This is a genomic window from Thalassospira sp. MIT1004, assembly GCF_001858545.1.
Taxonomy (GTDB): domain Bacteria; phylum Pseudomonadota; class Alphaproteobacteria; order Rhodospirillales; family Thalassospiraceae; genus Thalassospira; species Thalassospira xiamenensis.
The window spans coordinates 192,596-216,832 of the sequence record NZ_MCAO01000045.1; the positions used below are offsets into that span (position 1 = coordinate 192,596).

Consider the following 24,237-nt stretch of genomic DNA (forward strand, 5'->3'; position numbering starts at 1 on the left):
TCTTACGAACCTCCGATCCCGCTTCCGCTATGGGGTTCAATAACAATATCGACCCGACGAGCCATTGTGAAACGTGTCTGCTCGTCTGCCATAACCGGAAGCTGGTCGTATCTTGATGCCGCAAATCCGTAAATATTTATGTAATCTGTATAGCCCGATCTTTTAAGTTCATTGGCAACGGCAGCAGCACGAGCAAGGGAAAGCTCCCAGTTTGAAGCATAAAGTCCGCGGCCGCTGACCGGGCGCGGGTCAGTATGCCCCTGCACACCAATCCGGTTCCCAATGTTCCCAAGTACTCCGCCAAGGACAAACAGCGCCTTGCGGGCCTGATCCGTCATCTCGGAACTGCCACTGATAAACAGGATATCCCCGGGTAACGAAATCACAAGCTTATCTGCTTCACGGCTCAGCGTGGCATCACCCAGTACATCGTTGTCATCGATGGCGTCATCGATCACAGCGCTCAGGTAATCAAGATTCATCGCGGGCTTGCGATACACACGCGGGATATTAAGCTGCGCAACGGGCTCATCGCTTTCTTCAACCGGTGACGGTTTTATTGACTGGGACAAAGAATCAACAACCTCGTCCCAACGGTCAATCTTGACCTTTGACATTGCAAACAGCATCACGAAGAACGTCAGCAGAAGCGAAATAAGATCCGCAAGGCTGAGCATCCATGGCGGCGGCCCTTTAGGGCCATCATCGCGCTTTGGTTCATCCATCAGCCGTTCCCCCCGGATTGCGGAGCCAAGGGAATCGGTGCGTTTATCCCTGGCTGGCCTGCGCCAGGCAATGGAATAAGCATTTTTCCACCGCCAGCGTTACCCGAACCATTCGACGCAGGTGCCGGTATCGCACCATTGCTGGTGCCGCCTGCGTTGGCTGGTGTCGTTACCGTTGCTGGTGGCTCTTTGGGCCCGAAATTCCAGAAGAAACGGAAAGTAACGATAAAAGGATCAGCCCCCGGATCGATGCCAACATAAAGATTTTTATCTGGGGCCCCGCGATCAATAAGGTCGCGGGCGAATGCACCTGCCCGACCGATCTGAAGGTTGTTTGCAATCTCGACAGTGCCTTTTGAACCGACCTCGCTGCCCATGACCATTTCCATCTCGTAGGACGCATAACCACTGTCATCGGCCAGCACTTCCGCGAGCTGATCCATGAATTCGCCTTGACGGTCCCTGATTAGAATCGAGTTGGGTTCAAACAACTGGTCGACATGCATGATGACTTCCATCAGCGTGCCCGGCTGTATCACCTGGACGCGCACGACCTTGATCGCTGTCTGAAATAATGATCCCAGCTTGTCCTGGGTATCTTCGGCCGAAACCACCGGCCCCTCAATCGAGGTTACCGTTTGCAGACTGGTGGTTGGCGGCAGAATGGCCGCAAACGCGGAAGACAGACTTTCCTGTACTTCGCGGGTTTTGACTTCTTCGAATGTCGAAATCGTATTCAGAAGGATGAAGAACGCCAGAAGCAGGAGATAGAGGGCGAGGAACAGTGCTACGGCACCGTTTGCGGGCGGGCTTGGTGGTCTTGGTCCGTCGTCCTCTATTTCCGCCATAACCGTCCCATTTAGCTAAACATCGCGTCGATGTCAGCCTGCGAAACCCCCTTGCCGTCGAGCTGCGGCCCGTTCAGCAAGGCTTCTTCGCCTTCAGGTTCCTTTTTCTTCCGCGGATTGGACGCAGCATATTTGGCAATTTCATCACCAAATGCCTTGACCAGTCCCTCGACCCTTTCTTCGATTGATTTCAGGGCCTTGATCACCTTGGTCGTACGTTGACCGGTGATATCCTGGAAGTTGCAGGCTTCATAAACGCGCATGGTCGCGCTGGTTACGATTTCAGCCTGCTCAGGGGGAAGACTTGCAGCAAATTCCTCAAGCGTATCCATCGCATCAAGGATTTCATGCGTCGCACCGGCGGTTGCATCGACAATCGCGTCGAGCTCGTCCGTTGCGTTGGGAATATATTCCGCCTTGATATCGTCCGGCCGCAAAGATGCTATTTCGGATTTCATCTTGCGAATGATGCCCGAAAGTTCATCCAGTTCACCAAACAGGCGTTTCTGGTCGTCTGATGGCTTGTCACCTTCCGAAACAAAGCGGGAAAGCTGATCCATCAGGTCAGACAGTTGCTCGACCTTAAGCTCATCGCCATCAAGGCGCGCTTTAAGGTCCAGCAACAGCTGCCGCAATTCGTCTTTGGACGTTTTGGACATCTACGGTATCGCGGGACTAAAGCCCCGCGCCCCTAATCAAAACTCACCGATCACGGTGGTGAGTTTGCCCTTCAACGTCTCTGCGTTGAACGGCTTGACGATATAATTCGAAACGCCGGCTTTTTTTGCCATGACAACGTTTTCGGTTTTCGCCTCTGCGGTGATCATGATGAAGGGCAGATCCTTCAGCTTTGTATCAGCGCGAACTTCTTTCAGAAGCTGAAGACCGGTCATCGGCTCCATATTCCAGTCAGAAATCACAAGGCTGAACGACTTTTCGCGCAGTTTGCGCAAAGCCATGCTGCCATCCGTCGCTTCTTCGATGTTCGTAAAGTTCAACTGCCGCAGGAGATTGCGGATGATACGCAACATGGTTTTGTAGTCATCCACAATCAGGATCGGCATATTCGGATCGACGGCCATTCACCACTCCATCATGCTATCAAATCTCTCACCCTTACCCCTGTATTCCCTGTGCATAAGGGTAAGGCCCCTATAATCGTGATGTACCTATTTAACAATGGTTAATCAAGGCTTTTCACAATTCCCTAATAACACCCATCATGTTGAACACACTGTAATAATCGTCTGGTTGATGCCCTTCCAGATAACGGTCAGCGCCTCGGATCAGCACCATTTGAGATTATTGAAGCGGCAACATGTTTATATCCTGTTTATAAGCCAACTCTGTTGTCAGAGCACGTGCGCGGTCTGGCGACATCTCCGCCAAAACAGCAGCAGTATTTGCCTCGCGCATACCAAGTGCAACCTGCAACAGGATTTCCATATCTAGATCGTTCCAGATGCGGGCGGCATCCTTCGGTTTCATTTTCTCATAGACACTGATCAGCTTCTTGATCCGATCACTTTCCTGCTCTTCCTTGGTTGCCACCAAATCCTCGATCGCAGTTTTAAGCGATTTCATTTCTTCGATCTTGGCGTCAATCCGGGCTTCGGCAGCAGCAAGGAGGCTCTCGCGCTCATCAAGGCGCTGTTCCTTGCGATCAAGTTCCGAGCGCCGCACCGAAAGGTTCTGCAAAAGATCGATTTCTTCCTGTGTGAAAAGGGTCGGATCACCGCCCAGCATCGGCGGCGCATCACCTGCGCCATCAATACCACCAGTGCCGTCACCTTCCATCATCCCCATCGGGTCATCAAGCCCGGGCGCACCTGTTTCCGCAGGTTGATCCGGAGCCGCCGCCGGATCAGGGGCCTGGGCACGCGCAACCTGAACCACACTGATACCCGATGCATCAGCAGCTTCATCGCCTTTGGGCTCATCCGAAAACAGTCCGACGATCTTGACCGTTAAAACGACAAAACCAACCACGACCACCAACGGCAGGATACGCACAGCAGACATTCATTCACCCGGCAAATGGGACGCTTGCACGCCCATATTGAATTTCAAATCATATACTAACAGGTAGGTACCAAATTTGTCGAAAAAAGACGCCCTACCTGATTTTTAGCAATCATGGCGATTTTATCTGATTGATCCTATCCGCAACGCCACTAACGGACAGACCGCAAAGCGGCAAGAAGTTCACGTTCGGCTTCGGAGCGCCCGGCATCTTCATCTTGTTCATAAGGATCAGAAGCAGGTTCGTGTACGGGCGATCCACCAGATCGCATGCCCGAACCATATCCACCACCAGACGGTTCGGTCGAAGAAGACGTCGATGCGCCAGGCATTGCGCCGCGTTCAACATCACGCATCAACCGGGCAGCCAGTTCCTCTGCTCGGGTTTCAACACCCTGCCTGTCATCAACAACGTTGTTTCGCTCGTTACCGGTAACATTTCCGGCATCGGCAAACTTTGCCCCGCCGGCACCGCGGCGGGTGGCATTGACATCACTTGCCGCCTTTTCCAGTCGGTTGGCAATGCTCTCACCCCGATCTACCATAAAGGACAGATCTTCGTGCAGCCCACTGGCCTTTTCGATATCTTCACGCAATTTTTCGCCGGATTGCTCGGCCATTTCCTTCAGCGCGCGGATTGAAACTTCGGCTCGTTCGTTTGCCGCATTGAAAGCCGTCAGAAAGTTCTGCATTTCTTCGCGATTGCGACGAAACGCCGCCAAACGACGGCTCAGGATCATGGCGTAGATGATCGTCGCAATTAGCAACACAATCATTACCAGATCAAGATAGATGGCATAGTCCATCAACTGTCGTCCTCGTTATGCCGCGCCCGGTCACGAACCTGAATCGCGATCCTGTCCCCCTTGCGCCCCATCATCCCCTTGAACAGGGGCACATCGCCGCACCGAACCTCGACAGGCGAGGTCGGACTGGTATTAAGAACCAAACGGTTGCCAACTTCCAGATTAATCACATCGCCAAGCGACATGATCTGCTCGTCGAGTACCGCAAGAAGATTCACATGGGTTTGCCACAACTCGTTCGCCAGGTGGTTTTCCCAGATCGAGTCTCGACCGAATTTTTCCCCCATGAACATCTGAAGCAGCAGTTCACGAACCGGCTCCAGTGTTGCATATGGGATCAGCAGTTCCAGACGACCACCGCGATCTTCCATGTCAATGCGCAGCTTTGCGACGATGGCAGCATTGGCATGACGGGCAATGGTCGCAAAACGCGGGTTGGTTTCAAGGCGCTCGAACCGGAAGGTCACCGGGCTTAATGGATCAAATGCCGCCGACAAATCCCCGAGAACCACATGGATCATGCGTTCGACAAGATTGCGTTCAATCGTGGTGTAGGGACGACCTTCAATACGCATTGCCGCCGTACCGCGACGCCCGCCCAGTAACACATCCACGATGGAATAAATCAGCGCAGAATCAACCGTCAGCAGCCCATAGTTGTCCCATTCCTCGGCCTTGAAAACACCCAGCATGGCGGGCAAGGGGATCGAGTTCAGATAATCCCCGAAACGCAGCGACAGGATGTTATCAAGCGATACTTCAACGTTGTCGGATGTGAAGTTACGCAACGAGGTGGACATCATGCGCACCAGCCGGTCGAAAACAACTTCGAGCATCGGCAGACGTTCATACGCCACCATCGACGAGTTGATGATCGCCTGAATGCCGGATTGGTCACCCGCGCCCGATCCATCATCAAAACCAAGCAGACTGTCAATTTCATCCTGGTTCAGAACACGCGCAGATCCGGGGCCAACATCCTCATCTTCGCCACCGCCATCTTCATCGCCAAGCATGGATTCCCATTCGGCGGCCATATCCTCGCCACCGTCGTCTCCATCCTCGTCACCGCCTGCCATGGCTTCCCATTCAGCGGCAAGTGCGTCATCATCATCTTCATCTGCCATCGGCGATTTGTCCCTGGCCCTTCTGGCCCACTACTTTCTTGCCCATATACTTTCTTGTATGGTGTCTCTGGCATTGCCGCCAGCACCTTATTGTACCAGCATTTCCTTGAACAGAACGTCGTTGATTTTTGCAGGCTTTGCTGCAGCACTGACACGGATCAGCAATTCTTCACGAAGGCGGAACATCCCCTCGGAGCCAGCCAAGTCTTCCGGTCGCAGTTCACGCAGGTAAACCTGAAAGTTATCAACAATACGCGGCATCATTTGCTCGATCTGGGGCAACATGCTCTGGTCTGCAACTTCCAGACTGACGCGTATTTTAAGATAGCTTTGCTTACCGCCTCCGGCGTTCAGGTTCACCAGAATTTCCGGCAAATCGACAAACCCGACATTTTGCGGAACCCCCGGCGCCTCTTCGATGGCGCTTTCGGAAATCACTTCTTCGGTGTGATCCCCTCCGCCGCCGGTCACCATGTCAATCACAGGCTGAAGAAGCCCCGTGAAATAGGCCGCCGCAGCACCACCCAATAGCAGGAGTACCAGCAGGATAACCACGACCAGCAATTTCTTGCTGCGTCCCCCGCCACCATCCATTTCTATTTCGTCGACATCATCACCCATCGGCCTGCGTTACCCTGCGTTCAAAACCGTTACCCTGTCTATCCAGCAAACACTATGCCGGAATGATGAGACATAATACCTCGACGTTAAAATTCCGTTTCCCGCCTCTTTCCATGCAAGCGACTCTGTAAAGTACATTAGTTCAGGAACCACCGATTATCACCCGCGGCATAGATGACCCGGCAATAATGCACGGCAGGTTCTGCCAAAGCAGGCTCAGAAGATGCGCGGCAACAAATGCCGATCAAAATTTTATCGTTTAATTTCATTAACTTAATACAACTGGCATAACTTTCGCTACTAGCCTGTTCAGAACACCGACCCGATTTGGGAAAGCAAAATTATGGAAAACGTTACCTACATCGCTTTGTCGCGTCAAAAGACGCTCCGTAGCATGATGAACAATATCTCCCAGAACCTGGCGAACATGAACACGACCGGGTACAAGGAAGAAAAGATGATGTTCACCGATTGGGTTGCGAAGAACAAGGACGCGCCTTTCCGCGGCGAGCGTGAAATATCGCTTGTTCAGGACATCGCTCAGTTTCGCGACACACGCGTAGGCAACATTGAACATACCGAGCGTCCGCTTGATGTGGCTCTGAGCCAACCGGACATGTTTTTTGCCGTCGAAACCCCAAGCGGCACCCAATATACCCGAAATGGTAACTTCAGCCTAGATCCCGGCGGACAACTGATCACAAACGAAGGTTATCCCGTTCTAAGTGATGCCGACCAGCCTATCTTCTTTAACGAAGCCGACGGCCAGATCGAAATCAAGGGTGATGGCGCGGTGACAACCGATATCGGTCAGATCGGGAAACTCAAGGTCGTCACGTTTGACAATGTCCAGGCAATGAACACGACTGGAAGCTCGCTTTACAGCGTCGTAAAAGAAAACCCGAACGATCCCGATGGCGCCCAGCCGGTTGAGAATCCCGGCGTTGTTCAGGGTGCCCTTGAAAAATCCAACGTCAACCCGATCAGTTCAATGACACAGATGATTGATGTGTTGCGCACCTATCAGTCCGTGACGCGGTCGCTGGAAAGCGAGAACGAGCGTCAACGTAACATGATTAGCAAACTGGGCGATGTTCGCGCCTGATTAAACGGGCGCCCGCCCTAAAGAATTCATATGCGCCCGTGGCGCAGACCAAGGAGACAGAAGATGCGGTCACTTGATATTGGAGCTCTTGGCATGCAGGCACAATCCACCAACGTGGATGTGACCTCGCACAACATCGCCAACATGACCACCACCGGCTATAAACGCCAGCGCGCCGAATTCCAGGACCTGCTATATCAGGATCTGCGTCGCGCAGGGTCCCCGTCATCCGATACTGGGACAATTGTTCCTGTCGGCGTGCAGGTCGGCCTTGGTGTAAAAACCGCCGCCATCGGGCGCTATATGGGGCAAGGTACCCTATCTCTGACCGAAAACGAGCTTGATGTCGCCATCCAGGGACGCGGCTACCTTCAGATTGATTTGCCCAGCGGCGAAACGGCCTACACCCGCGACGGCACCCTGAAACTTGATGCCAACGGGCAGATTGTGACCAAGGATGGCTTTGCCGTTCAGCCGGGCATCACCGTACCAAACAACGCGACATCGGTCACGATCAACACCTCAGGCGAGGTGTTTGCGGAAATCGATGGTCAGGTTGCGCTGCAGAACCTGGGACAGATCCAGCTTGCAACCTTCATCAACCCGGCCGGGCTTGATGCGCTTGGCGATAACCTGTTCCTTGAAACCGAGGCATCAGGCGATGCCACGACCGGCGTCCCGGGGGCCGTTGGCTTTGGCACGGTGCAGCAAGGGTATCTGGAATCCTCAAACGTCAACGTGGTGCAGGAAATCACCAACCTGATCAAGGCACAGCGCGCATACGAGATGAATTCCAAATCGATCTCGACCACGGATGAAATGATGAGCTCCGTCAGCAACCTGCGTTAATTCGATACGGTTCCGAACTGATAAAATTTCTTGGAAAATGAATGCGCGGGCAGCCTTGGAAAAAGTGGTTTCCCGCGTTAACTGCGTTTACGCGATTTATACAGTTCCGTGCTATGGTTGGCGGATGAAAATGCAGAAAATATTTCTTGTCCTTGCCCTTTTGCTTCCGGTACTGCTGAGCAACCCGGAACCGTCGCACGCGCAATCGTCGTCCAGTTCCCAAGAACTGGATACCAATATCCTGCTGCGCCCTGATGCGGTTGTCGAAGGGCAATATGTGACATTGGGAGACATTTTCAGCGGCATCGACGTTGAACAGGCTGATATTCCGGTTTCCCATTCCCCGCAGCCCGGACGGCAAACCGTTCTTGATTACCGCTGGCTTTATGGCATCGCGCAGCGAAACAAAATTGCATGGCGCCCCCGAACGACGGCGGACCAGATCGTCATCACCCGCGCAAGCCAGACAATTTCCATCGACGAAATTTCCGAAGCGATCAAAGATGCGCTTGTCGACCATGGAATAAAGCCGCCCTTTACTGTCGACCTTTCCGGCGAGACATTTCAAATCCATTTGCCTGTCGATGTACCGGCCGAAGTCGAGATCACAGGTCTTGACGTCAACCAACGGACAAACCGGTTTATTGCCAGTGTCACCACCGGCACGCAAACAGCCCAGCGCCGCACTTACCGCATGAGCGGCAGATATTTCCCTCTGGCACAGGTTCCCGTTGTGATCGAGCCCGTCCGGCGTGGCGAGATCGTGCGCCCGGATCAGGTTGAATACCGAAATGTCCGCTCGGAACGCCTTCCAGCGGGGGCCATTCGCGACATCAACGATGTTATCGGCAAAGAAGCTTTGCGCCCGATCAAATCAGACGAACCCCTGATGTTCCGCGACTTTTCCAATCCGATCCTTGTTCGGCGCGGCGCACTGGTTACGATCCGATTGTTCACCGCCAACATGTCGCTAACCGCGCGCGGCAAAGCGCTTGAAGACGGCGCAAAAGGCGCGATCATTCGCGTCATGAACATGACCAGCAACAAAACCATCCAAGTGGAAGTTGTTGCCGAGAACGAAGTTCGCGCTTTGCCCGCAATGTCGCAATAACACTGCGATTTCGCGCAATTCACGATGAAAGACAAAGGCTTGCTGACCCGGCAAGCTTTGCCCGCTCAGGAGCCGCAATCTGGCATGAGGATTGCGTAGATACAGGCAGGAATTCCAGGAGGAATAAATGCCCGTTAATCACATGCAGATTTCAATGCGCCGCTTGGCAATTGTAACCGGCCTGATCGGCGCTACGGCACTGCTTTCAGGCTGCAACGCGATGAAACGCCTTTCCGAAGTCGGCGAGGCACCGAGGCTCTCGGCAATCGACAATCCCACGCAGTCAGAAACCTATCGACCGGTAAGCTTGCCAATGCCTGCACCGCAGGTCGCAGAAAGCAATCCGAACTCGCTATGGCGGTCCGGAGCACGTTCATTCTTCAAGGACCAGCGCGCCAATCAGGTTGGTGATATTCTGACGGTTGTTGTCGATATGCAGGACAGTGCGGCACTGGCCAACACCACCGCACGTTCCCGCACCAATAGCGAGGATCTGGCGGTACCAAACCTTTTTGGCCTCGAGTCCGAACTCACCAAAGTACTGCCGGAAACGATCAACCCGTCATCGATGTTCGATATGGACAGCGCGACGTCCAACAGAGGCAGTGGCACGCTTGACCGTAATGAAGCGATTGACCTGCGTGTGGCGGCCATCGTCATTCAGGTCCTTCCGAATGGAAATTATGTCATTCATGGTCGTCAGGAAATCAGGGTAAACAGCGAAGTCCGTGAAGTTCAGATCGCGGGCGTCATACGTGCCGCGGACATCAGTTCGTCCAACGAAGTCGAATATGACAAAATCGCGGAAGCCCGTATTTCTTATGGTGGTCGCGGTACGATTTCCGATGTACAGCAGCCGCGTTACGGCAGCGAAATCATGGATGTCATTCTACCGTTCTGATTAATCCTGATCGCCTGCGCCTTCCTGGATTCCCGTGGGCAATCACGATTGACCAAAACCGGCCTGCCACAGGCCGGTTTTGTTTCGCCTGAACCAGGCCAAAACAAAAAAAGGTCCAGCTGCAAATTACAGCCGGACCTTTGATTTTGGTTATCCCTAACCGGTATTCCCCAACAGAGCCTTGGCTTTTGCCATTTGACCGGATCCGCGCAGGCGCGACCCGTGTTTATTCCCGACGCGATCAGTCGTCGCGGCGAGTACGCTCCATCCGTTCGTGGCGCTCCTGAGCTTCAATGCTCAGGGTCGCAATCGGACGAGCTTCAAGTCTTTTAAGGCTGATCGGCTCGTCGGTTTCTTCGCAGTAACCATATGATCCGTCTTCAATTCGACGCAAAGCAGCATCAATTTTTGAAATCAGCTTACGCGCCCTATCACGAGTGCGGAGTTCCAAGGCCCGGTCTGTTTCGGCCGATGCACGATCGGTCAAATCCGGTTCCTGAAGTCCCCCGCCATCCTGCAGGCTCGCTAATGTTTCCGAAGATTCTTGCAGCAGTTCAGCCCGCCAGGCCAAAAGCTTCTGCCGGAAATATTCCCGCTGGCGCGGGTTCATGAACTCTTCGTCCTCAGCGGGACGATAGTCTGGTGGTAGCGTGATAGTCATGTACGCCCTCTATACAGGACTCATCGAACGCGCGGCAATATAGAGGGCGCGCGCAATGGGTGCAAGCTGATTGAGTAAATAAATCTGAATTAGCCTGAAAGCCTTCATAACCTTGGGTTTTGCGACCAAAGCTATTGCCCAAACCTTAAATTTTCAGGCCAGACCCGAAACTTCAAGCTTTGCAAGCTCGACCTGTGCCCGCAGATCAATCTCGTCCAGCACAGAAGAAAGGGCTGGATCGGAGATATTTTCGCGCTGCTGATCCAACAGCCCGACAAGCTGGCGCAGTCGGCTGGCAGGCAAAGTCCCGCTCAACAGAGCATCCCGCACACCTTCAAGCTGCTCAAGCAAGCTTTCGGCCCGCAGGACGGCGTGCTTTTTCGGGGAATCAAGTGCATCACCACTTTGCTGTAACGCCAGCAATGCATCAAGCGCACTGACCGTTCCCGCACTATGCACACCACCTGCCCCGCTTGCTCCGCCTGCGGAATCGAGTGAACGAATTGCATCAGCAAAACCGCCCGCACCGCCACCGCCAGATGTTTTCTTGCGTGTCGTGCTATTCGTGCCTGTCGCTTTGGATCCGCTGACCTTCATTTTTCACTTCCGCCTGCTATGTGGTAAGCTTGCCGGGATCGAACATGCAGCCATCACTACGTCAATCAGCTGTGTAAAGCCTGTCGGCTCAATCCGCACAGCCCTTTGACAGTGATCCCGTTAGGCCGAGTCTCCCCCAAAGCGTTGCCTGACGCAACGGGAAAAAAATGCCGGGTCTGCACTCCACTATTGCCGTGCAGTTCGTCTGCTCGTCAAAAACACACCGATTTTCCGGCAACTTGCGCAATCAGTGATCCAAAGCTTTGGCTTTCTGCCATCTGGCACGGTTTTCGCAGAAGTGTCTGCAAATTGTATCGGGTGGCAACCCCATCCCCGGAAGCGGAACAAAGAATATGATCAAAGGTCTAGGCAAATATGCACTAAAGGCAGCAGTGCTCGGCATGATCGCCCTGACGCAGGTTGCTCCGGCAAACGCCCAGTCGCGCATCAAGGATATCGCCGATTTTGAAGGCGTACGTGACAACATGCTGGTCGGTTACGGTCTGGTTGTCGGTTTGAACGGCACGGGTGACGATCTTGGTGATGCCGACTTTACCCGCCAAAGCCTTGTGGCCATGCTTGAACGGCTCGGCATCAACGTGCGCAGCCAGATCGATGACATTGATTCCGACAATATCGCAGCCGTGATGGTCACCGCCACCCTACCGCCTTTCTCGCGTCAGGGGTCGCGCCTTGATGTCTCCATCAGCGCAATCGGCACTGCCGAAAGCCTCCAGGGCGGGACCCTTCTGGTTACACCCATGGTCGGTGCTGACGGTGAAGTTTACGCCGTTGCCCAGGGCAACCTTGCAGTCGGCGGGTTCTCTGCTGGCGGCAATGCTCAAACCGTGGTCAAGGGTGTTCCGACTTCCGCGCGTATCGCCAATGGCGGTATCGTTGAACGTGAAATCGATTTCAATCTCAATTCCATGCAGAACATGTCGGTTGTCTTGCGCAACCCGGACTTCACCACAGCCAGCCGCATTGCCGAAGCCGTCAATGCCTATCTTGGAGAAATCGCTGCGCGCCCAAGCGACCCCGGCACAGTTCGCATCAACATTCCGGAACGCTACAATCAGAATGTCGTGGCTTTATTGACGGACATAGAACAGCTTCGCGTTGAACCTGATCAGATCGCACGTGTCGTCATTGATGAAAACACCGGCACGATCGTGATGGGCGAAAATGTTCGCATCAACCGCGTGGCTATCGCGCAGGGCAACCTGACCATCCGCGTAACTGAAACTCCGCAAGTCTCTCAGCCTTCTCCCTTCTCGCAAACCGGCACGACCGAAACCGTCGACCGAACCAATATCGAAGTGGATGAAGGCGAGGATAACCAGCTCGGCGTTCTTGAAAGCGGCGTCAGCCTGCAGGAACTGGTTAATGGCCTGAACAGCCTTGGCGTCGGACCGCGCGACATGATCACCATCCTTCAGGCGATCAAAACGTCCGGCGCACTTCAAGCCGAAATCGAGGTGATGTGATGATGATCGACAGCACCAATGCATTGATGGCGCAGGCGCAGGCATCTGCCCAGTACGGCAGTCAGAACAATGTCTCGAACCGCGCAAGCCAGTTGACAGACGGACATATCAAAACCGAGGCCCAGGCGCGTAAAGCAGGCCAGGAATTTGAATCAATGTTTCTAGGCCAGATGCTGAGCCACATGTTTGCAGGTATCGAAACCAACGAAACCTTTGGCGGCGGTCATGGCGAAACCATGATGCGGTCCCTGCTTGTTGATGAATATGCCAAAGAAATGACGCGCGCGGGTGGCATCGGAATTGCAGATGCCGTTACACGCGAAATCCTCAAGGTGCAGGAAGGATAATGACCATGACCACCGAACAGATGGTTATCGAACTCAAAAGCGTCACTTATGACCTGATTTCCCTGCTGGAGCGTGAGACCCAGGGATTGCGCAAGCTCGAAATTGCCGAGTATGAGCAGTTCGTGTCGGAAAAATCTGCCCTGTCGATGCAGTATGAACAGCTGGTCGTCAAGTTGCGCGCGCGCGGTCCCGAACTGCGCCAGCTTCCCGAAGACGACAAAGCCGAACTTCGCGACCTTCAGGCTGAATTCCAGCAGGCCGCCCGCCGTAACATGACCGCCCTTCAGGCCGCCAAGGCCACGAATGAACGCATGGTCAATGCCATCGTGCGCGCGGTGAATGACAAAGCCAAGGAAGAGTGCACAACCTATAACCGTTCTGGCCAGACCGGCAAGGCATCCATTGGCGGTTACGGCCGCCCGACCAGCAAACCCGGCACGTCTTACAGCGTTAACGAAACGCTCTAAGGGTAAAGGCGAAGATCATGTCACTGACTCAGGCACTCAATAGCGCAATTTCTGGCCTCAACACTGCCCAGGCCCGGATTTCCATCGCGTCCTCGAACATCTCGAACGTGAATACCCCCGGCTATTCGAAAAAGATAGCCGGACAGGAAACCCTGGTGCTAGACGGGGTTGGCGCAGGTTCGCAGATCGGTGACATTTTATCGCAACGTCAACGAAGGCCTTGTGCGTGAAATGCGCGGCGAGCTTGGCAAAGCTGGCCGGGAAGAAGTACGCTTTGAATTCTTTCAACGCATTCAGACTCTGTTCGGAACACCTCAGTCCAACGGTGCGATAAGCCAACGCATCAGTGACCTTGCCGACGCTTTCGAGCAACTTGGCAATACGCCCGAGCAGAATTCCCCAAAAGTGGAAGTTATCGAAAGCGCCATTCAGGTTATGGACGCGTTCGAGAACCTGTCCGAACAGATCCAGCATATGCGTGGCGATATTGACAAAAATATCTCTGACGAAGTCGACCGCGCGAATACTTTGCTCAATGAAATCGCCGAACTCAATACGGACGTGGTACGCCAGAAGAACCTTGGGCAGCCGACCACCGAACTTGAGGACCAGCGCGACCTGAAAATTAACCAGCTGTCCAAAATCATGAACGTGACCACGTATAACCGTGGTGACGGATCCATGGTTCTGTTTACGGCCAATGGCAATCGCACACTTCTCGATAGAACCCCTGCCACCATTTCCTTCAGCCCCACCGCCGGTTTCGAACCTGGCACTGGCGGGTCCGGTATCATGCTGAACGGAGAGGATGTAACCGATGTCATCCAGAATGGCACAATCAAGGGTTTGCTTGAAATGCGCGACACGGAATTGCCGCGCCTGAACGACCAGATAAACGAACTGGCCGGTGAATTGCGGGACGCCATTAACGAAGAACACAATAAAGGCACCGCCTTCCCGCCTCCGGCCAACTTGTCGGGCACCCGGATGGTTGCTGCGAACGATCCACTGACGGCAACGGGAACCTTCCGTATTGCCGCACTTGACGCAGATGGTAACCTGACCGCGACAGACAGCTGGGCCGATATCAGTCTGCCGACTGCTCCCGCTACGGTTCAGGGAATGATCGACGCGATAAACGGCTCCACCGCAGGTACTTATCTTACCGCATCTCTGGTCGATGGCCGGATGGTTATCGAAGGACTGGACGGCAACCGCATTTCTATCAATGAAATGACCAGCTCAATCACCACGAGCGATGGCCGCAGCCAGGGTATGTCACACTATTTTGGCCTGAACGACTTCGTGGCGACGGTAAAACGTTCCGATACAATGACCTCTTCGGCACAAGACAGTGCAACCGCGACTCTTGGCGTCACGGCGAGCTCCATGGTTATCAGTGCTGGCAGCGGGGTTCTGACCACACCCGGCATTACGGTGAACTACACCGCGAATGACAGCCTCACGGATGTACGTGACGCGATCCGGACTGCCCTTCAGGGTGCCGGCATGACCGCCGCCGACGCCGCCGAAACCGCGTATCTGGTTGAGGATGGCGATCGCTATCGTCTCGTGATCAGTTATACATCCAACATGACAATCACTGACTCCGGCAACATGTCCAAGACGATTGGCATGACCGAGGACATGCCTGTCCTTGCCGGGAATATGGACGTCGCCTCCAGCATAAAAAATGATCCGGCGCGTATTGTCCGCGGTCAATTGAATGCCGACACGTATGAAACATCTACAGCGGTTGTCGATACAGCAACCGCTATTCCGGGGCTGGGGCCACTTGTCCCCCCACCCGTCAACTATACACTTACGGTTGCTGGCGATTTCACGAGTGTGAATATCAATTACGACAGCAACTCGTCGCTCGAAGACATCGCAAATGCCATCAACAACAGCGCCACACTGACAGACAACAACATTAATGCACAGGTCGTTTTCGACAGTGCATTGGGTGGATACAAGTTGCGTGTCACCGATGCCGATGGCGACCCATTCTTCTTCCAGGACAGTGGCGCAGGAGCAGGCGACAGTCTGACAGAAATTCTGGGATTGGGCATTCAGCATGGCGTGCACGAGGGCGACAACAGTGCTGCACTTGCGCTGAGCCAAACCTTTGAACGTACCGACATTGATTTTGAATCTGCGGGCGGGCTATCGGCAGAACGAACTTCTTTGACCGACTTTGCCGCTGGCATCATCGCAACTGCCGCAACCAAGGCATCGGTTGCCAGCAACAGCTACGAGTTTCAGTCCAATCTCGTTACAGATTTGGGCAACCGCATCCAGAATGAAGCGGGCGTCAACCTGGACGAAGAAATGTCGGATCTGATTATTTTCCAACGCGCCTACAGTGCATCTGCCCGGGTCATATCCACGGTTGATGAATTGTTTGATACGCTGCTGAATGCAGTTTAAACTGCGACAAGGATTTGTGAGGGCAAAATGGTAACGCGCGTAGCTACATATACAAACCATACGCTACTGTCCGACTTGGCGCTGAGAAACGCAGCCAAGGTTGCTGACCTTAATACCCAGCAATCCAGCGGGCAAAAATCACGCAATTATTCCGGAATTGCCGATAGCTCCCAGCGCCTTCTGAACCTCGAAGCGGAATATACCCGTACAGAGCAATATTTGCGTAACACCACGCAGACCAAGCTTCGCCTTCAGAATATGGAGAGCGCCGTTGACACAATGATGGACATTGCAGTCAAGATGAAGACATTGCTTGTCCAGTCGCTTAACGCCAATCAGGCTGCGGACGTCAACCTTGACAACGAAGCCAAGCAGGCGATGGAGCAGATTGCAAGCCTTCTCAATACCAACCTTGATGGGCGATATTTATTCGCCGGCGGACGCTCGGAATTACCGGCTGTCGATATCGACAAGATGTACGCTCCAGACAATTACATGAGCAAGTCCGGCACCACCATCACAGATGGCCTTACTCTTGCCTCCCTCGGCGTTACGGATGGCGAACTCCAGATTGTCAGTACGGATATCGACGGCAACAGCGTCACATCAACTGTTGACTATGATCCGGCTACATGGACAATCGGCGACTTGCGCGCAGCGATCAATGGCAACACAACCGATGGTGCAATTGCAACGTTACGCGGCCTCGACGAACATGAAGGCCCGCGGCTGAACATCGAAAATGTGGGCAACGGGTCAATCACAATCACCGAAATTGCCGGTGGCGACCTGCTTGACGTGCTGGGCATGACGAAAATCCCCAACCCGCGCCCGGATACTTCTTATTATGCTGGCGACCAACAGATCCTCTCGTCACGCGTTGATGATGGTTATAATGTCTCTTATGGCGTACTTGCCGATGACCCCGCATTCCAAAGCCTGATCCAGGGCTTGGGGATTGCGGCAGGCACAACCGACCAGAATGCGATTAATGTTGCACTGGGTCATATCACCGACGCTATCGATAATCTGCCAAATGTTCAGGGAAAAATTGGCCTTAACATCGCAAATATTGAACGTGTTGAAACACGGCACCAAGATTACAAAGTGTTTGCATCACAGGCAATAAGTGACATTGAAGGTGTCGATGTACCGTTAGTGGTGGCCGAATCAGCCCAATACTCTACGGCGTTGAACGCCAGCTTCATCGCAATCTCGCGTGCTTCAGAATTGTCCTTGGCCAACTATTTGCGCTAATGATCCATAATCGGATTATCGTGGGCTATTAACTTCACGGCCATGCGAGGCCGAAACTTCTAAACGCCGGAGTAAAATCGGTTATGGATTCCGAAAAAGTCGCCGAAAAAGAAATACCTGAGTCCGTGATTGTTGAAACACGCTTTGGCAATATCGAATTCAGTTGGGACAAGGGCATTTATATGCCCGTCGGATTGCTTGGTTTTCCCGAACATCATGTGTTTGGCATCGCCAACATCCCCAACACGTCGCTGGATCAATTCAAACTTTACCAAAGCCTCACAGACGCCAATCTATCCTTTATCGTAGCCCCCTATAATATGGAAAGCGGTGTCTATTCGGACAAGGACTTGGAGATCGCGCTGAAGAGCTTGGCGATAGAGCATAAAGATGTTGCAATTATTATGGTTGTGACAGTGAGAAGTGCGACGGATGGCAAAGGCATAACAATGTCGACCAATCTGCGCGCACCAATCCTGATTGACACCGTTCGACAGGTGGCATGGCAGCACATCATGCCTAACGACAAATACTCGGTACAACACGACCTGTAATTTTTGCCTAGCTCAACTGGCACGATCTTTGCTGACAAGAATGCAAGGCAATGACGCCGACGGATCGGATGGCTTGGAGCCATTCTTTTGGATCCATGTAGGAGGGAAAAATGGCTCTTAATATTATTTCCAACTATGCTGCCAACGTTGCGCATCGTAACTTGTCAGCTTCTGATGAAATGGCGACCCGTTCGCTGTCCAAACTGTCATCCGGTACGCGCGTTGTTTCCGCACGTGACGATGCGGCTTCCATGGCTATCGGTGCCCGTCTGAATGCAACCACCCAGGCACTCAAAACAGCAACCGTCAACGTTGGCCAGGCCAACTCGATGCTGCAGATCGCCGATGGCGGCATGGCAACCATTGATGACATTCTCGTTCGCATGAAAACGCTCGCTGTTCAGTCTTCCTCGGGCAACCTGTCCGATACCGAACGCGGCTTCCTCAACGACGAATTCACCCAGCTCCGTGACGAGATTGATCGTATTTCGTCCTCGACCAACTTCAACGGCATTCAGCTGCTTGGCGATGGTGGCGATGTTGCCCTTAACTATGCCGATCTTGATACCGGTGGCTCTGGTGCGGCACTGACCCCGGCAACCGGTTTCAGCGGCTTTGGCATTACCGATAACAATCTGTGGGCATCGGACGGTGAACAGGACGGCGTAACCGACAACAACTTCTCGGTTTCGATCAACGAAGTTACTGTTGGCGGTGGTGGCACCCAGATCATCATGACCGTTACCGCAAATGTCGACTTGACTGCCGGTGCTGATGCGCCGCTGACCCAGTCGATTGATGTGACCGATTACCTGACCGGTGGCAGCAAAGCCATGGGCCCGGGTGATACCGGCACCCTGAACTTCGACCAGCTTGGCCTGACCATCGACATCAACGATAACTTCACCGATAACGTTGACGTTGTTGGCGCTGGCACTGGCGGGGCGAATGACTTCGGCACAGCAACCGCCTTTACCATTGGCGGTGCGGTTATTGATACGACGGCCAGCACGGTCAATATCGCCGCCGACAATGGCCAGCAACTGCCTGCAAGCATCGACTTCCAGGTTGGTGCGGGCAATACCGCAAATGATCGCTTGGCAATTACACTGACAGCTGTTGATTCCGGGACGCTCGGTACGGGTGCCGCCGGTACAGGTACGGCCCTGAATGCTGCTACTGTGGACATCACCACAGCCGCACGCGCCCAGGCAGCTGTTGAAGTCGTAACCGTAGCAATCGATGATCTGCAGCGCGCACGGGCAGGTATCGGCACCTATCAGAACCGCTTGGACTTTGCTGGTCAGAACCTTGCTTCTACGCAGGAAAATACTGAATCGGCTCGTTCTACCCTGCTTGACCTTGATGTAGCATCGGAAATGACTTCGTTCACATCAAAACAGATTCTGGTCCAGTCCGGTGTCGCAATGTTGGCCCAGGCAAACCAGATGCCGCAGAACCTGCTGCGTCTGCTGCAAGGTTAATTAATACCGGATTAAAAACTGGAACCAACAAAGAGCGATGGCAAATGCTGTCGCTCTTTTTCATTAGCAATCGGCGACAACACCAAGCGACCCTATACATAGGCATTGGTCACGATTCGCAAAACCACACAAAACGACGCCACTATCCACAGCAAAATACGCCTTCTCGTTGAGAGAATATCCGGTAAACACCTTCCCCAAAAACCCGCAAGCAACTGATTTTAAAAGACGAATCACAAAGAAAAATTTCTCTGGACAGGCGCCCCATCCATAGGTATATTTCGAAATACAAGAAGTCCAGTTTTCATTGATCAGGAAGATCCTTGGGAACTATCTGGCGCTGTTGCCAGGTTCAAGAATGGCAAGATGCCGTTCCGAGCTATCCAAGTAGGAGATTACACCATGGCTCTTAATATTATTTCCAACTATGCTGCCAACGTTGCTCACCGTAACCTTTCGGCTTCTGATGAAATGGCGACCCGTTCGCTGTCGAAACTGTCGTCTGGTACGCGTGTTGTTTCCGCACGTGACGATGCGGCTTCCATGGCTATCGGTGCCCGTCTGAATGCAACCACTCAGGCACTCAAAACAGCATCCACCAACGTTGGCCAGGCCAACTCGATGTTGCAGATCGCCGATGGCGGCATGGCAACCATTGATGACATTCTCGTTCGCATGAAAACGCTCGCTGTTCAGTCTTCCTCGGGCAACCTGTCCGATACCGAACGCGGCTTCCTCAACGACGAATTCACCCAGCTCCGTGACGAGATTGATCGTATTTCGTCCTCGACCAACTTCAACGGCATTCAGCTGCTTGGCGATGGTGGCGATGTTGCCCTTAACTATGCCGATCTTGATACCGGTGGCTCTGGTGCGGCACTGACCCCGGCAACCGGTTTCAGCGGCTTTGGCATTACCGATAACAATCTGTGGGCATCGGACGGTGAACAGGACGGTGTAACCGACAACAACTTCTCGGTTTCGATCAACGAAGTTACCGTCGGCGGTGGTGGCACCCAGATCATCATGACCGTTACCGCAAATATCGACTTGACTGCCGGTGCTGATGCGCCGCTGACCCAGTCGATTGATGTGACCGATTACCTGACCGGTGGCAGCAAAGCCATGACCGCAGGTGATACCGGCACCCTGAACTTCGACCAGCTTGGCCTGACCATCGACATCAACGATAACTTCACCGATAACGTTGACGTTGTTGGGGCTGGCGTTGGCGGGGCGAATGACTTCGGCACAGCAACCGGCTTTACCATTGGTGGTGCGGTTATTAATACAACGGCTAGCACGGTCAACATGGCTGCCAATAGTGGTCAGCAGTTGCCCGCAAGCATCGACTTCCAGGTCGGCGGTGGTAACACAGCAAACGACCGTCTTGGAATTACCCTGACGGCAGTTGACACTGCAACCTTGGGCACGGGTGCCGCTGGTACCAGTACGGCCCTGAATGCTGCTACTGTGGACATCACCACGGCCGCACGTGCCCAGGCGACTGTTGAAGTTGTCACAACCGCGATCGACGATCTGCAGCGCGCACGTGCTGCGATTGGTACCTACCAGAACCGTCTGGACTTCGCCGGTCAGAACCTTGCTTCTACGCAGGAAAACACTGAATCGGCTCGTTCCACCCTGATGGACCTTGATGTTGCTGCCGAGATGACTGCGTTCACCTCGAAACAGATTCTGGTTCAGTCTGGTGTTGCGATGTTGGCTCAGGCAAACCAGATGCCGCAGAACCTGCTGCGTCTGCTGCAGTAATCCGGATATCCGAGGAAGGATGGGAGTTTACCTCCCATCCTTCATCCGGATTATCCTTTGTCGCAAAGGCGGCATAGGAGGGTCAGATGGAAATTGTAAGCGCATATCAAAACCAACGTTCTGCAGGATCAGTTTCTGGTTCAGCACCTACTGCGTCAAACAATGCAGCTGGCCAGTCTGTTTCGATTTCAGCAAAGCCTTCATTCGACACCAAAGGCCCCGCTCAGGCAGATGCCGGACACAGACTTCAAAAAGCTTTGTCGTCACTTGATATCCCTGAACTTGCCGATGCCAATGCCCGTATCGAACTGAACTTCAATCAGGATACCGGACGTGTCATCGCCAAAGTTACGGATCGGTCAAACGGCGAAGTTCTTCGTGAAATTCCGTCAAAAGAGTTGCAGCATTTATTCTCGCAAATCCGGGAATATCTTGGCAGTATCATTGACGAAGAAATTTAATTCAGCGATCGGGCTTTCCGGAAAAGGCACGCTTCTTGCGTAGAAAACCGTGTTAAGGCAAGAAGTGCAATAGTTGCCTACCGACGTGCCCAGGGAGCTAACCAAATGAGCAGCGTAAACCTGAATAACATCTATGTTGGCGACAACGGCCGAATCCAACTTTCGGGCGGATCTTCGAACATCGACTTCGTTGATGTTGTCGACAAGATGATCGCTGCACGTCGCATTCCTGCGGACTCTCTGGAAAAACGGATTGAGTCCAATGACGACAAACTGAAAGCTCTGAAAGATCTTCAGAAATTGATGGGGACGCTCAAGGATTCCATGGCGAATCTTTATGGGGCGACCAGCTTTGACAAATCGAAGAATATTTTCGAGTCAAAACAGATATATGCATCGACCGACAGTTCGACCACTGCAGGCGAGTTGATCGGTATCACCGCATCCAATGCTGCGGCAACCGGCTCCTACTCTTTTGAAGTCGATCAAATCGCGACCAAACACAAGCTTTCAAGTGACACGATTGGTGTCGCAGCTGGCGCAGATGCGACAGGAATATCCGGTACAGGCCAATTTACGATTACCGGCGGCACAGGAAGCTCGCAAATTACCGTGAATGCTGGTGATACCTTGCAGGATATTCGCGACAAGATTAACAACCTCAAGGACAGCACAGGCGTTCAGGCCTCTGTAATCAAAGTCTCGCCGACGGAAAGCACACTGATCTTTACTTCGACATCAGAAGGCGAAGACAATCGGATTTCCTTTAGCGATGACACTGGTGCAGTTCTGCAAAATCTTGGCGTTCTAAGTGATCCAACTACCATCAACGCGGCAAACGTGATTGATGGTGGAAACAATGCCCTGATCAAACTTGACGGGGTTACAGTTAGCCGTTCTTCAAACGAGTTTTCGGATCTTGTCGACGGGCTGAGCATCAGCCTTTATGATGCGGAACCCGGAACAAAGATCAAAATAGATGTTGAACAGGACTTGAATCAGGCCAAAACGGCCATCGTGGGTTTTGTTGACGCATATAATGCCGTGCAATCCTTTATCAACGAAAAAACATTTGTTGATCCGACCACAGGCGAGGCATCCGAAGATGCTACTCTGCTGGGCAATTCGACAGTTAAAACCATTGAATCCGCGTTACAGCAAATTGCAGGTTCATTTGCCCAGGGCGTGACCGACAGGGCCGACAAGGATGATTATTCGGTTCTGGCTGAAATCGGCATTGATTTTATTGCGTATGGCACGAACCAGGATCCATTGCTCAATAACACACTGCAGATTGACGAAACCAAACTGAACGATGCTCTTCTTAAAGAGCCCGATGAAGTCATGGAGCTCTTCCTGTTCCGCAGCAAATCCGACAATTCGGATTTGACCATGACAGGCTTCAGTGGGAAAACTAATGCTGCGGAATACAGCTTCAATATAGATGCATCCGGTGGCACACTGAATAGTGTTACATATGATATTACCGTTGACGGTGTTACAACCACAGGAAAGAGCGCCACGATTAACGGGAATACCATCACAACAGTCGATGGTTTACGACTGATCTATAGCGGTGATGGCAATGCCGCAAGCACCGCAACAGTGAACACAACCAAAGGCATCGGGGCTCAGATATTTTTCGAACTCGATTCGCTGTTGAAAGATGAATCCGGCACCCTAAGCCAGGAAATCACTGCACTCGAAACCCAGAACACATCCTATCAAGACAAGATTGATCGGATTGATGAGCGTCTGGCAAGCCAGCGTGAAAACCTGATGGACCGGTTCATCAACATGGAAACTGCCTTGGCCCGCATGAAGAACATCCAGAGTTCTCTCGATGAATTGATGGCAGCGGGCAAAGATAATAATTAACTTTTTGCTGACATACATGCACACTGACAGGACGCCTAGCAGACCAAGGAGTGTAGCATGAACGAACGTGCAGCACAGACGTACAAGAATCAGCAAGTCAATACAGCATCCCCCGCCAAGATGGTTTTCATGCTGTTTGAGAAGACGCTGTCGTGCTTGCAGGAAGCTCTTCGCGCGATCGAAGACAAAGATATCCAAAGACGCTGCAATGCCAATTGCAAGGCACAGGAACTTATTGCACATCTGTCGAACACACTGGATATGGATCAAGGTGGTGAAATCGCTGCCAACCTTGAACGTTTATATACCCACTGTATGATCCGGTTGATTGATGTTGATCGCCACAATAGCGCCGACGCGGCAAATGAAGTTATCCGCCTTTTGACGCCTTTGCGTGATTCCTGGGCCGCTCTTGCAGACAAAAGTGAAGACGATATGCGCCAGGCTATTATGGCAGTTCAGCAAAGCCAGCCTCGTCCACAAACGCAACCTGTTCCGCATCAGCGTTCCCACGCATCTACTGACGAGAATCAGAATCGGCCGCGGCCTTCCGGTTTGTCAATTTCTGCCTAGATTTACTTGGCGTAGTACCGTGTCCGCGTACCATTTCAAGCCCCCACTCGGGGGCTTTTTTGTTGATGACGTTTAAGGAAAAGAAAGCCCGGCAAAAAATACCTTCTGATTGAGCCATAGACCAAGTAGCTGTTTTATATACAGTTTCTTAAC

25 protein-coding genes are annotated in these 24,237 nt (G+C 52.8%); 15 read left to right on the top strand and 10 right to left on the bottom strand.

Annotation, left to right across the window (positions count from 1 at the left end):
* Positions 1–2: 2 nt before the first annotated feature.
* The 8 genes from BC440_RS19645 to BC440_RS19680 all read right to left on the bottom strand — a co-directional run bounded on the left by BC440_RS19645 (position 3) and on the right by BC440_RS19680 (position 6,149).
* Positions 3–725 carry a flagellar motor protein MotB gene (locus BC440_RS19645; RefSeq protein ID WP_063092735.1) on the bottom strand — a complete coding sequence of 241 codons (723 nt, stop codon included), beginning with the start codon at positions 723–725 and terminating at the stop codon, positions 3–5.
* Positions 725–1,573: a flagellar motor protein MotB gene (locus BC440_RS19650; RefSeq protein ID WP_071241069.1), complete on the bottom strand. Its 849-nt coding sequence runs from the start codon at positions 1,571–1,573 to the stop codon at positions 725–727. Before BC440_RS19650 ends, BC440_RS19645 begins: the two co-directional genes overlap by 1 nt.
* An 11-nt stretch (positions 1,574–1,584) precedes the next feature.
* On the bottom strand, positions 1,585–2,232 hold the full coding sequence (locus tag BC440_RS19655; RefSeq protein ID WP_007092342.1) for a protein phosphatase CheZ: 648 nt from the start codon (positions 2,230–2,232) through the stop codon (positions 1,585–1,587).
* Between the two features lie 36 nt (positions 2,233–2,268).
* Positions 2,269–2,655, bottom strand: a complete 387-nt coding sequence (locus BC440_RS19660) for a response regulator (RefSeq protein ID WP_007092341.1) — start codon at positions 2,653–2,655, stop codon at positions 2,269–2,271.
* Between the two features lie 220 nt (positions 2,656–2,875).
* Complete coding sequence (locus BC440_RS19665; RefSeq protein ID WP_037990307.1) at positions 2,876–3,595, bottom strand: hypothetical protein; 720 nt, start codon at positions 3,593–3,595, stop codon at positions 2,876–2,878.
* A gap of 152 nt (positions 3,596–3,747) precedes the next feature.
* Positions 3,748–4,401, bottom strand: a complete 654-nt coding sequence (locus BC440_RS19670) for a DUF6468 domain-containing protein (protein WP_071241071.1) — start codon at positions 4,399–4,401, stop codon at positions 3,748–3,750.
* Positions 4,401–5,528: a flagellar motor switch protein FliM gene (gene fliM, locus BC440_RS19675; RefSeq protein ID WP_007092338.1), complete on the bottom strand. Its 1,128-nt coding sequence runs from the start codon at positions 5,526–5,528 to the stop codon at positions 4,401–4,403. Before fliM ends, BC440_RS19670 begins: the two co-directional genes overlap by 1 nt.
* An 87-nt stretch (positions 5,529–5,615) precedes the next feature.
* Entirely contained in the window at positions 5,616–6,149 is a 534-nt protein-coding gene (locus BC440_RS19680) for a flagellar basal body-associated FliL family protein (protein WP_007092337.1), read from the bottom strand.
* Positions 6,150–6,492: 343 nt separating this feature from the next.
* On the opposite strand from BC440_RS19680, the gene flgF reads away from it, so the two are divergent.
* The 4 genes from flgF to flgH all read left to right on the top strand — a co-directional run bounded on the left by flgF (position 6,493) and on the right by flgH (position 10,115).
* Positions 6,493–7,254, top strand: a complete 762-nt coding sequence (flgF, locus tag BC440_RS19685) for a flagellar basal-body rod protein FlgF (RefSeq protein WP_071241073.1) — start codon at positions 6,493–6,495, stop codon at positions 7,252–7,254.
* Between the two features lie 63 nt (positions 7,255–7,317).
* Entirely contained in the window at positions 7,318–8,103 is a 786-nt protein-coding gene (gene flgG / locus BC440_RS19690) for a flagellar basal-body rod protein FlgG (RefSeq protein WP_063092732.1), read from the top strand.
* 130 nt (positions 8,104–8,233) lie between these two features.
* The gene (flgA, locus tag BC440_RS19695) at positions 8,234–9,214 is read left to right on the top strand and encodes a flagellar basal body P-ring formation chaperone FlgA (RefSeq protein ID WP_247643616.1); all 981 of its coding nucleotides are present in this window, start codon (positions 8,234–8,236) and stop codon (positions 9,212–9,214) included.
* Positions 9,215–9,341: 127 nt separating this feature from the next.
* Complete coding sequence (gene flgH / locus BC440_RS19700) at positions 9,342–10,115, top strand: flagellar basal body L-ring protein FlgH (protein WP_223304999.1); 774 nt, start codon at positions 9,342–9,344, stop codon at positions 10,113–10,115.
* A 241-nt stretch (positions 10,116–10,356) separates the two neighbouring features.
* Here flgH and dksA read toward each other — a convergent pair whose 3' ends face one another.
* Entirely contained in the window at positions 10,357–10,776 is a 420-nt protein-coding gene (gene dksA / locus BC440_RS19705) for an RNA polymerase-binding protein DksA (protein WP_007092332.1), read from the bottom strand.
* Between the two features lie 153 nt (positions 10,777–10,929).
* Positions 10,930–11,373: a flagellar assembly protein FliX gene (locus BC440_RS19710; protein WP_007092331.1), complete on the bottom strand. Its 444-nt coding sequence runs from the start codon at positions 11,371–11,373 to the stop codon at positions 10,930–10,932.
* A 353-nt stretch (positions 11,374–11,726) separates the two neighbouring features.
* Here BC440_RS19710 and BC440_RS19715 point away from each other — a divergent pair, with 353 nt between their 5' ends.
* The 11 genes from BC440_RS19715 to fliS all read left to right on the top strand — a co-directional run bounded on the left by BC440_RS19715 (position 11,727) and on the right by fliS (position 24,084).
* A complete protein-coding gene (locus BC440_RS19715) occupies positions 11,727–12,860 on the top strand; it encodes a flagellar basal body P-ring protein FlgI (RefSeq protein ID WP_071241082.1) in 1,134 nt (377 codons plus the stop codon).
* Positions 12,860–13,207 carry a rod-binding protein gene (locus BC440_RS19720; RefSeq protein WP_063092730.1) on the top strand — a complete coding sequence of 116 codons (348 nt, stop codon included), beginning with the start codon at positions 12,860–12,862 and terminating at the stop codon, positions 13,205–13,207. The genes BC440_RS19715 and BC440_RS19720 overlap by 1 nt, the downstream gene beginning before the upstream one ends.
* A 5-nt stretch (positions 13,208–13,212) precedes the next feature.
* A complete protein-coding gene (locus BC440_RS19725; protein WP_139190000.1) occupies positions 13,213–13,674 on the top strand; it encodes a flagellar protein FlgN in 462 nt (153 codons plus the stop codon).
* Between the two features lie 189 nt (positions 13,675–13,863).
* Positions 13,864–16,104 carry a flagellar basal body rod C-terminal domain-containing protein gene (locus BC440_RS19730; protein ID WP_139192155.1) on the top strand — a complete coding sequence of 747 codons (2,241 nt, stop codon included), beginning with the start codon at positions 13,864–13,866 and terminating at the stop codon, positions 16,102–16,104.
* Positions 16,105–16,131: 27 nt separating this feature from the next.
* Positions 16,132–17,361 carry a flagellin gene (locus BC440_RS19735; RefSeq protein WP_063092727.1) on the top strand — a complete coding sequence of 410 codons (1,230 nt, stop codon included), beginning with the start codon at positions 16,132–16,134 and terminating at the stop codon, positions 17,359–17,361.
* Between the two features lie 83 nt (positions 17,362–17,444).
* Complete coding sequence (gene fliW, locus BC440_RS19740) at positions 17,445–17,915, top strand: flagellar assembly protein FliW (RefSeq protein WP_071241085.1); 471 nt, start codon at positions 17,445–17,447, stop codon at positions 17,913–17,915.
* Between the two features lie 110 nt (positions 17,916–18,025).
* The gene (locus tag BC440_RS19745; protein WP_071241086.1) at positions 18,026–19,399 is read left to right on the top strand and encodes a flagellin; all 1,374 of its coding nucleotides are present in this window, start codon (positions 18,026–18,028) and stop codon (positions 19,397–19,399) included.
* 402 nt (positions 19,400–19,801) lie between these two features.
* Positions 19,802–21,172 (top strand): flagellin, encoded by a 1,371-nt coding sequence (locus tag BC440_RS19750; RefSeq protein WP_071241087.1) that lies wholly within the window; start codon positions 19,802–19,804, stop codon positions 21,170–21,172.
* 86 nt (positions 21,173–21,258) lie between these two features.
* Positions 21,259–21,633 (top strand): flagellar protein FlaG, encoded by a 375-nt coding sequence (locus BC440_RS19755; RefSeq protein WP_071241088.1) that lies wholly within the window; start codon positions 21,259–21,261, stop codon positions 21,631–21,633.
* Positions 21,634–21,738: 105 nt separating this feature from the next.
* Positions 21,739–23,511, top strand: a complete 1,773-nt coding sequence (fliD, locus tag BC440_RS19760) for a flagellar filament capping protein FliD (protein WP_071241089.1) — start codon at positions 21,739–21,741, stop codon at positions 23,509–23,511.
* A gap of 57 nt (positions 23,512–23,568) precedes the next feature.
* Positions 23,569–24,084: a flagellar export chaperone FliS gene (fliS, locus tag BC440_RS19765; protein WP_071241090.1), complete on the top strand. Its 516-nt coding sequence runs from the start codon at positions 23,569–23,571 to the stop codon at positions 24,082–24,084.
* Positions 24,085–24,237 lie beyond the last annotated feature (153 nt).

Bases quoted from the DNA above. Each gene is read 5' to 3' on its own strand.
- BC440_RS19645 (WP_063092735.1), bottom strand. From the start codon at position 725: ATGGATGAACCAAAGCGCGATGATGGCCCTAAAGGGCCGCCGCCATGG.
- BC440_RS19650 (WP_071241069.1), bottom strand. From the start codon at position 1,573: ATGGCGGAAATAGAGGACGACGGACCAAGACCACCAAGCCCGCCCGCA.
- BC440_RS19655 (WP_007092342.1), bottom strand. From the start codon at position 2,232: ATGTCCAAAACGTCCAAAGACGAATTGCGGCAGCTGTTGCTGGACCTT.
- BC440_RS19660 (WP_007092341.1), bottom strand. From the start codon at position 2,655: ATGGCCGTCGATCCGAATATGCCGATCCTGATTGTGGATGACTACAAA.
- BC440_RS19665 (WP_037990307.1), bottom strand. From the start codon at position 3,595: ATGTCTGCTGTGCGTATCCTGCCGTTGGTGGTCGTGGTTGGTTTTGTC.
- BC440_RS19670 (WP_071241071.1), bottom strand. From the start codon at position 4,401: ATGGACTATGCCATCTATCTTGATCTGGTAATGATTGTGTTGCTAATT.
- fliM (WP_007092338.1), bottom strand. From the start codon at position 5,528: ATGGCAGATGAAGATGATGATGACGCACTTGCCGCTGAATGGGAAGCC.
- BC440_RS19680 (WP_007092337.1), bottom strand. From the start codon at position 6,149: ATGGGTGATGATGTCGACGAAATAGAAATGGATGGTGGCGGGGGACGC.
- flgF (WP_071241073.1), top strand. From the start codon at position 6,493: ATGGAAAACGTTACCTACATCGCTTTGTCGCGTCAAAAGACGCTCCGT.
- flgG (WP_063092732.1), top strand. From the start codon at position 7,318: ATGCGGTCACTTGATATTGGAGCTCTTGGCATGCAGGCACAATCCACC.
- flgA (WP_247643616.1), top strand. From the start codon at position 8,234: ATGCAGAAAATATTTCTTGTCCTTGCCCTTTTGCTTCCGGTACTGCTG.
- flgH (WP_223304999.1), top strand. From the start codon at position 9,342: ATGCCCGTTAATCACATGCAGATTTCAATGCGCCGCTTGGCAATTGTA.
- dksA (WP_007092332.1), bottom strand. From the start codon at position 10,776: ATGACTATCACGCTACCACCAGACTATCGTCCCGCTGAGGACGAAGAG.
- BC440_RS19710 (WP_007092331.1), bottom strand. From the start codon at position 11,373: ATGAAGGTCAGCGGATCCAAAGCGACAGGCACGAATAGCACGACACGC.
- BC440_RS19715 (WP_071241082.1), top strand. From the start codon at position 11,727: ATGATCAAAGGTCTAGGCAAATATGCACTAAAGGCAGCAGTGCTCGGC.
- BC440_RS19720 (WP_063092730.1), top strand. From the start codon at position 12,860: ATGATGATCGACAGCACCAATGCATTGATGGCGCAGGCGCAGGCATCT.
- BC440_RS19725 (WP_139190000.1), top strand. From the start codon at position 13,213: ATGACCACCGAACAGATGGTTATCGAACTCAAAAGCGTCACTTATGAC.
- BC440_RS19735 (WP_063092727.1), top strand. From the start codon at position 16,132: ATGGTAACGCGCGTAGCTACATATACAAACCATACGCTACTGTCCGAC.
- fliW (WP_071241085.1), top strand. From the start codon at position 17,445: ATGGATTCCGAAAAAGTCGCCGAAAAAGAAATACCTGAGTCCGTGATT.
- BC440_RS19745 (WP_071241086.1), top strand. From the start codon at position 18,026: ATGGCTCTTAATATTATTTCCAACTATGCTGCCAACGTTGCGCATCGT.
- BC440_RS19750 (WP_071241087.1), top strand. From the start codon at position 19,802: ATGGCTCTTAATATTATTTCCAACTATGCTGCCAACGTTGCTCACCGT.
- BC440_RS19755 (WP_071241088.1), top strand. From the start codon at position 21,259: ATGGAAATTGTAAGCGCATATCAAAACCAACGTTCTGCAGGATCAGTT.
- fliD (WP_071241089.1), top strand. From the start codon at position 21,739: ATGAGCAGCGTAAACCTGAATAACATCTATGTTGGCGACAACGGCCGA.
- fliS (WP_071241090.1), top strand. From the start codon at position 23,569: ATGAACGAACGTGCAGCACAGACGTACAAGAATCAGCAAGTCAATACA.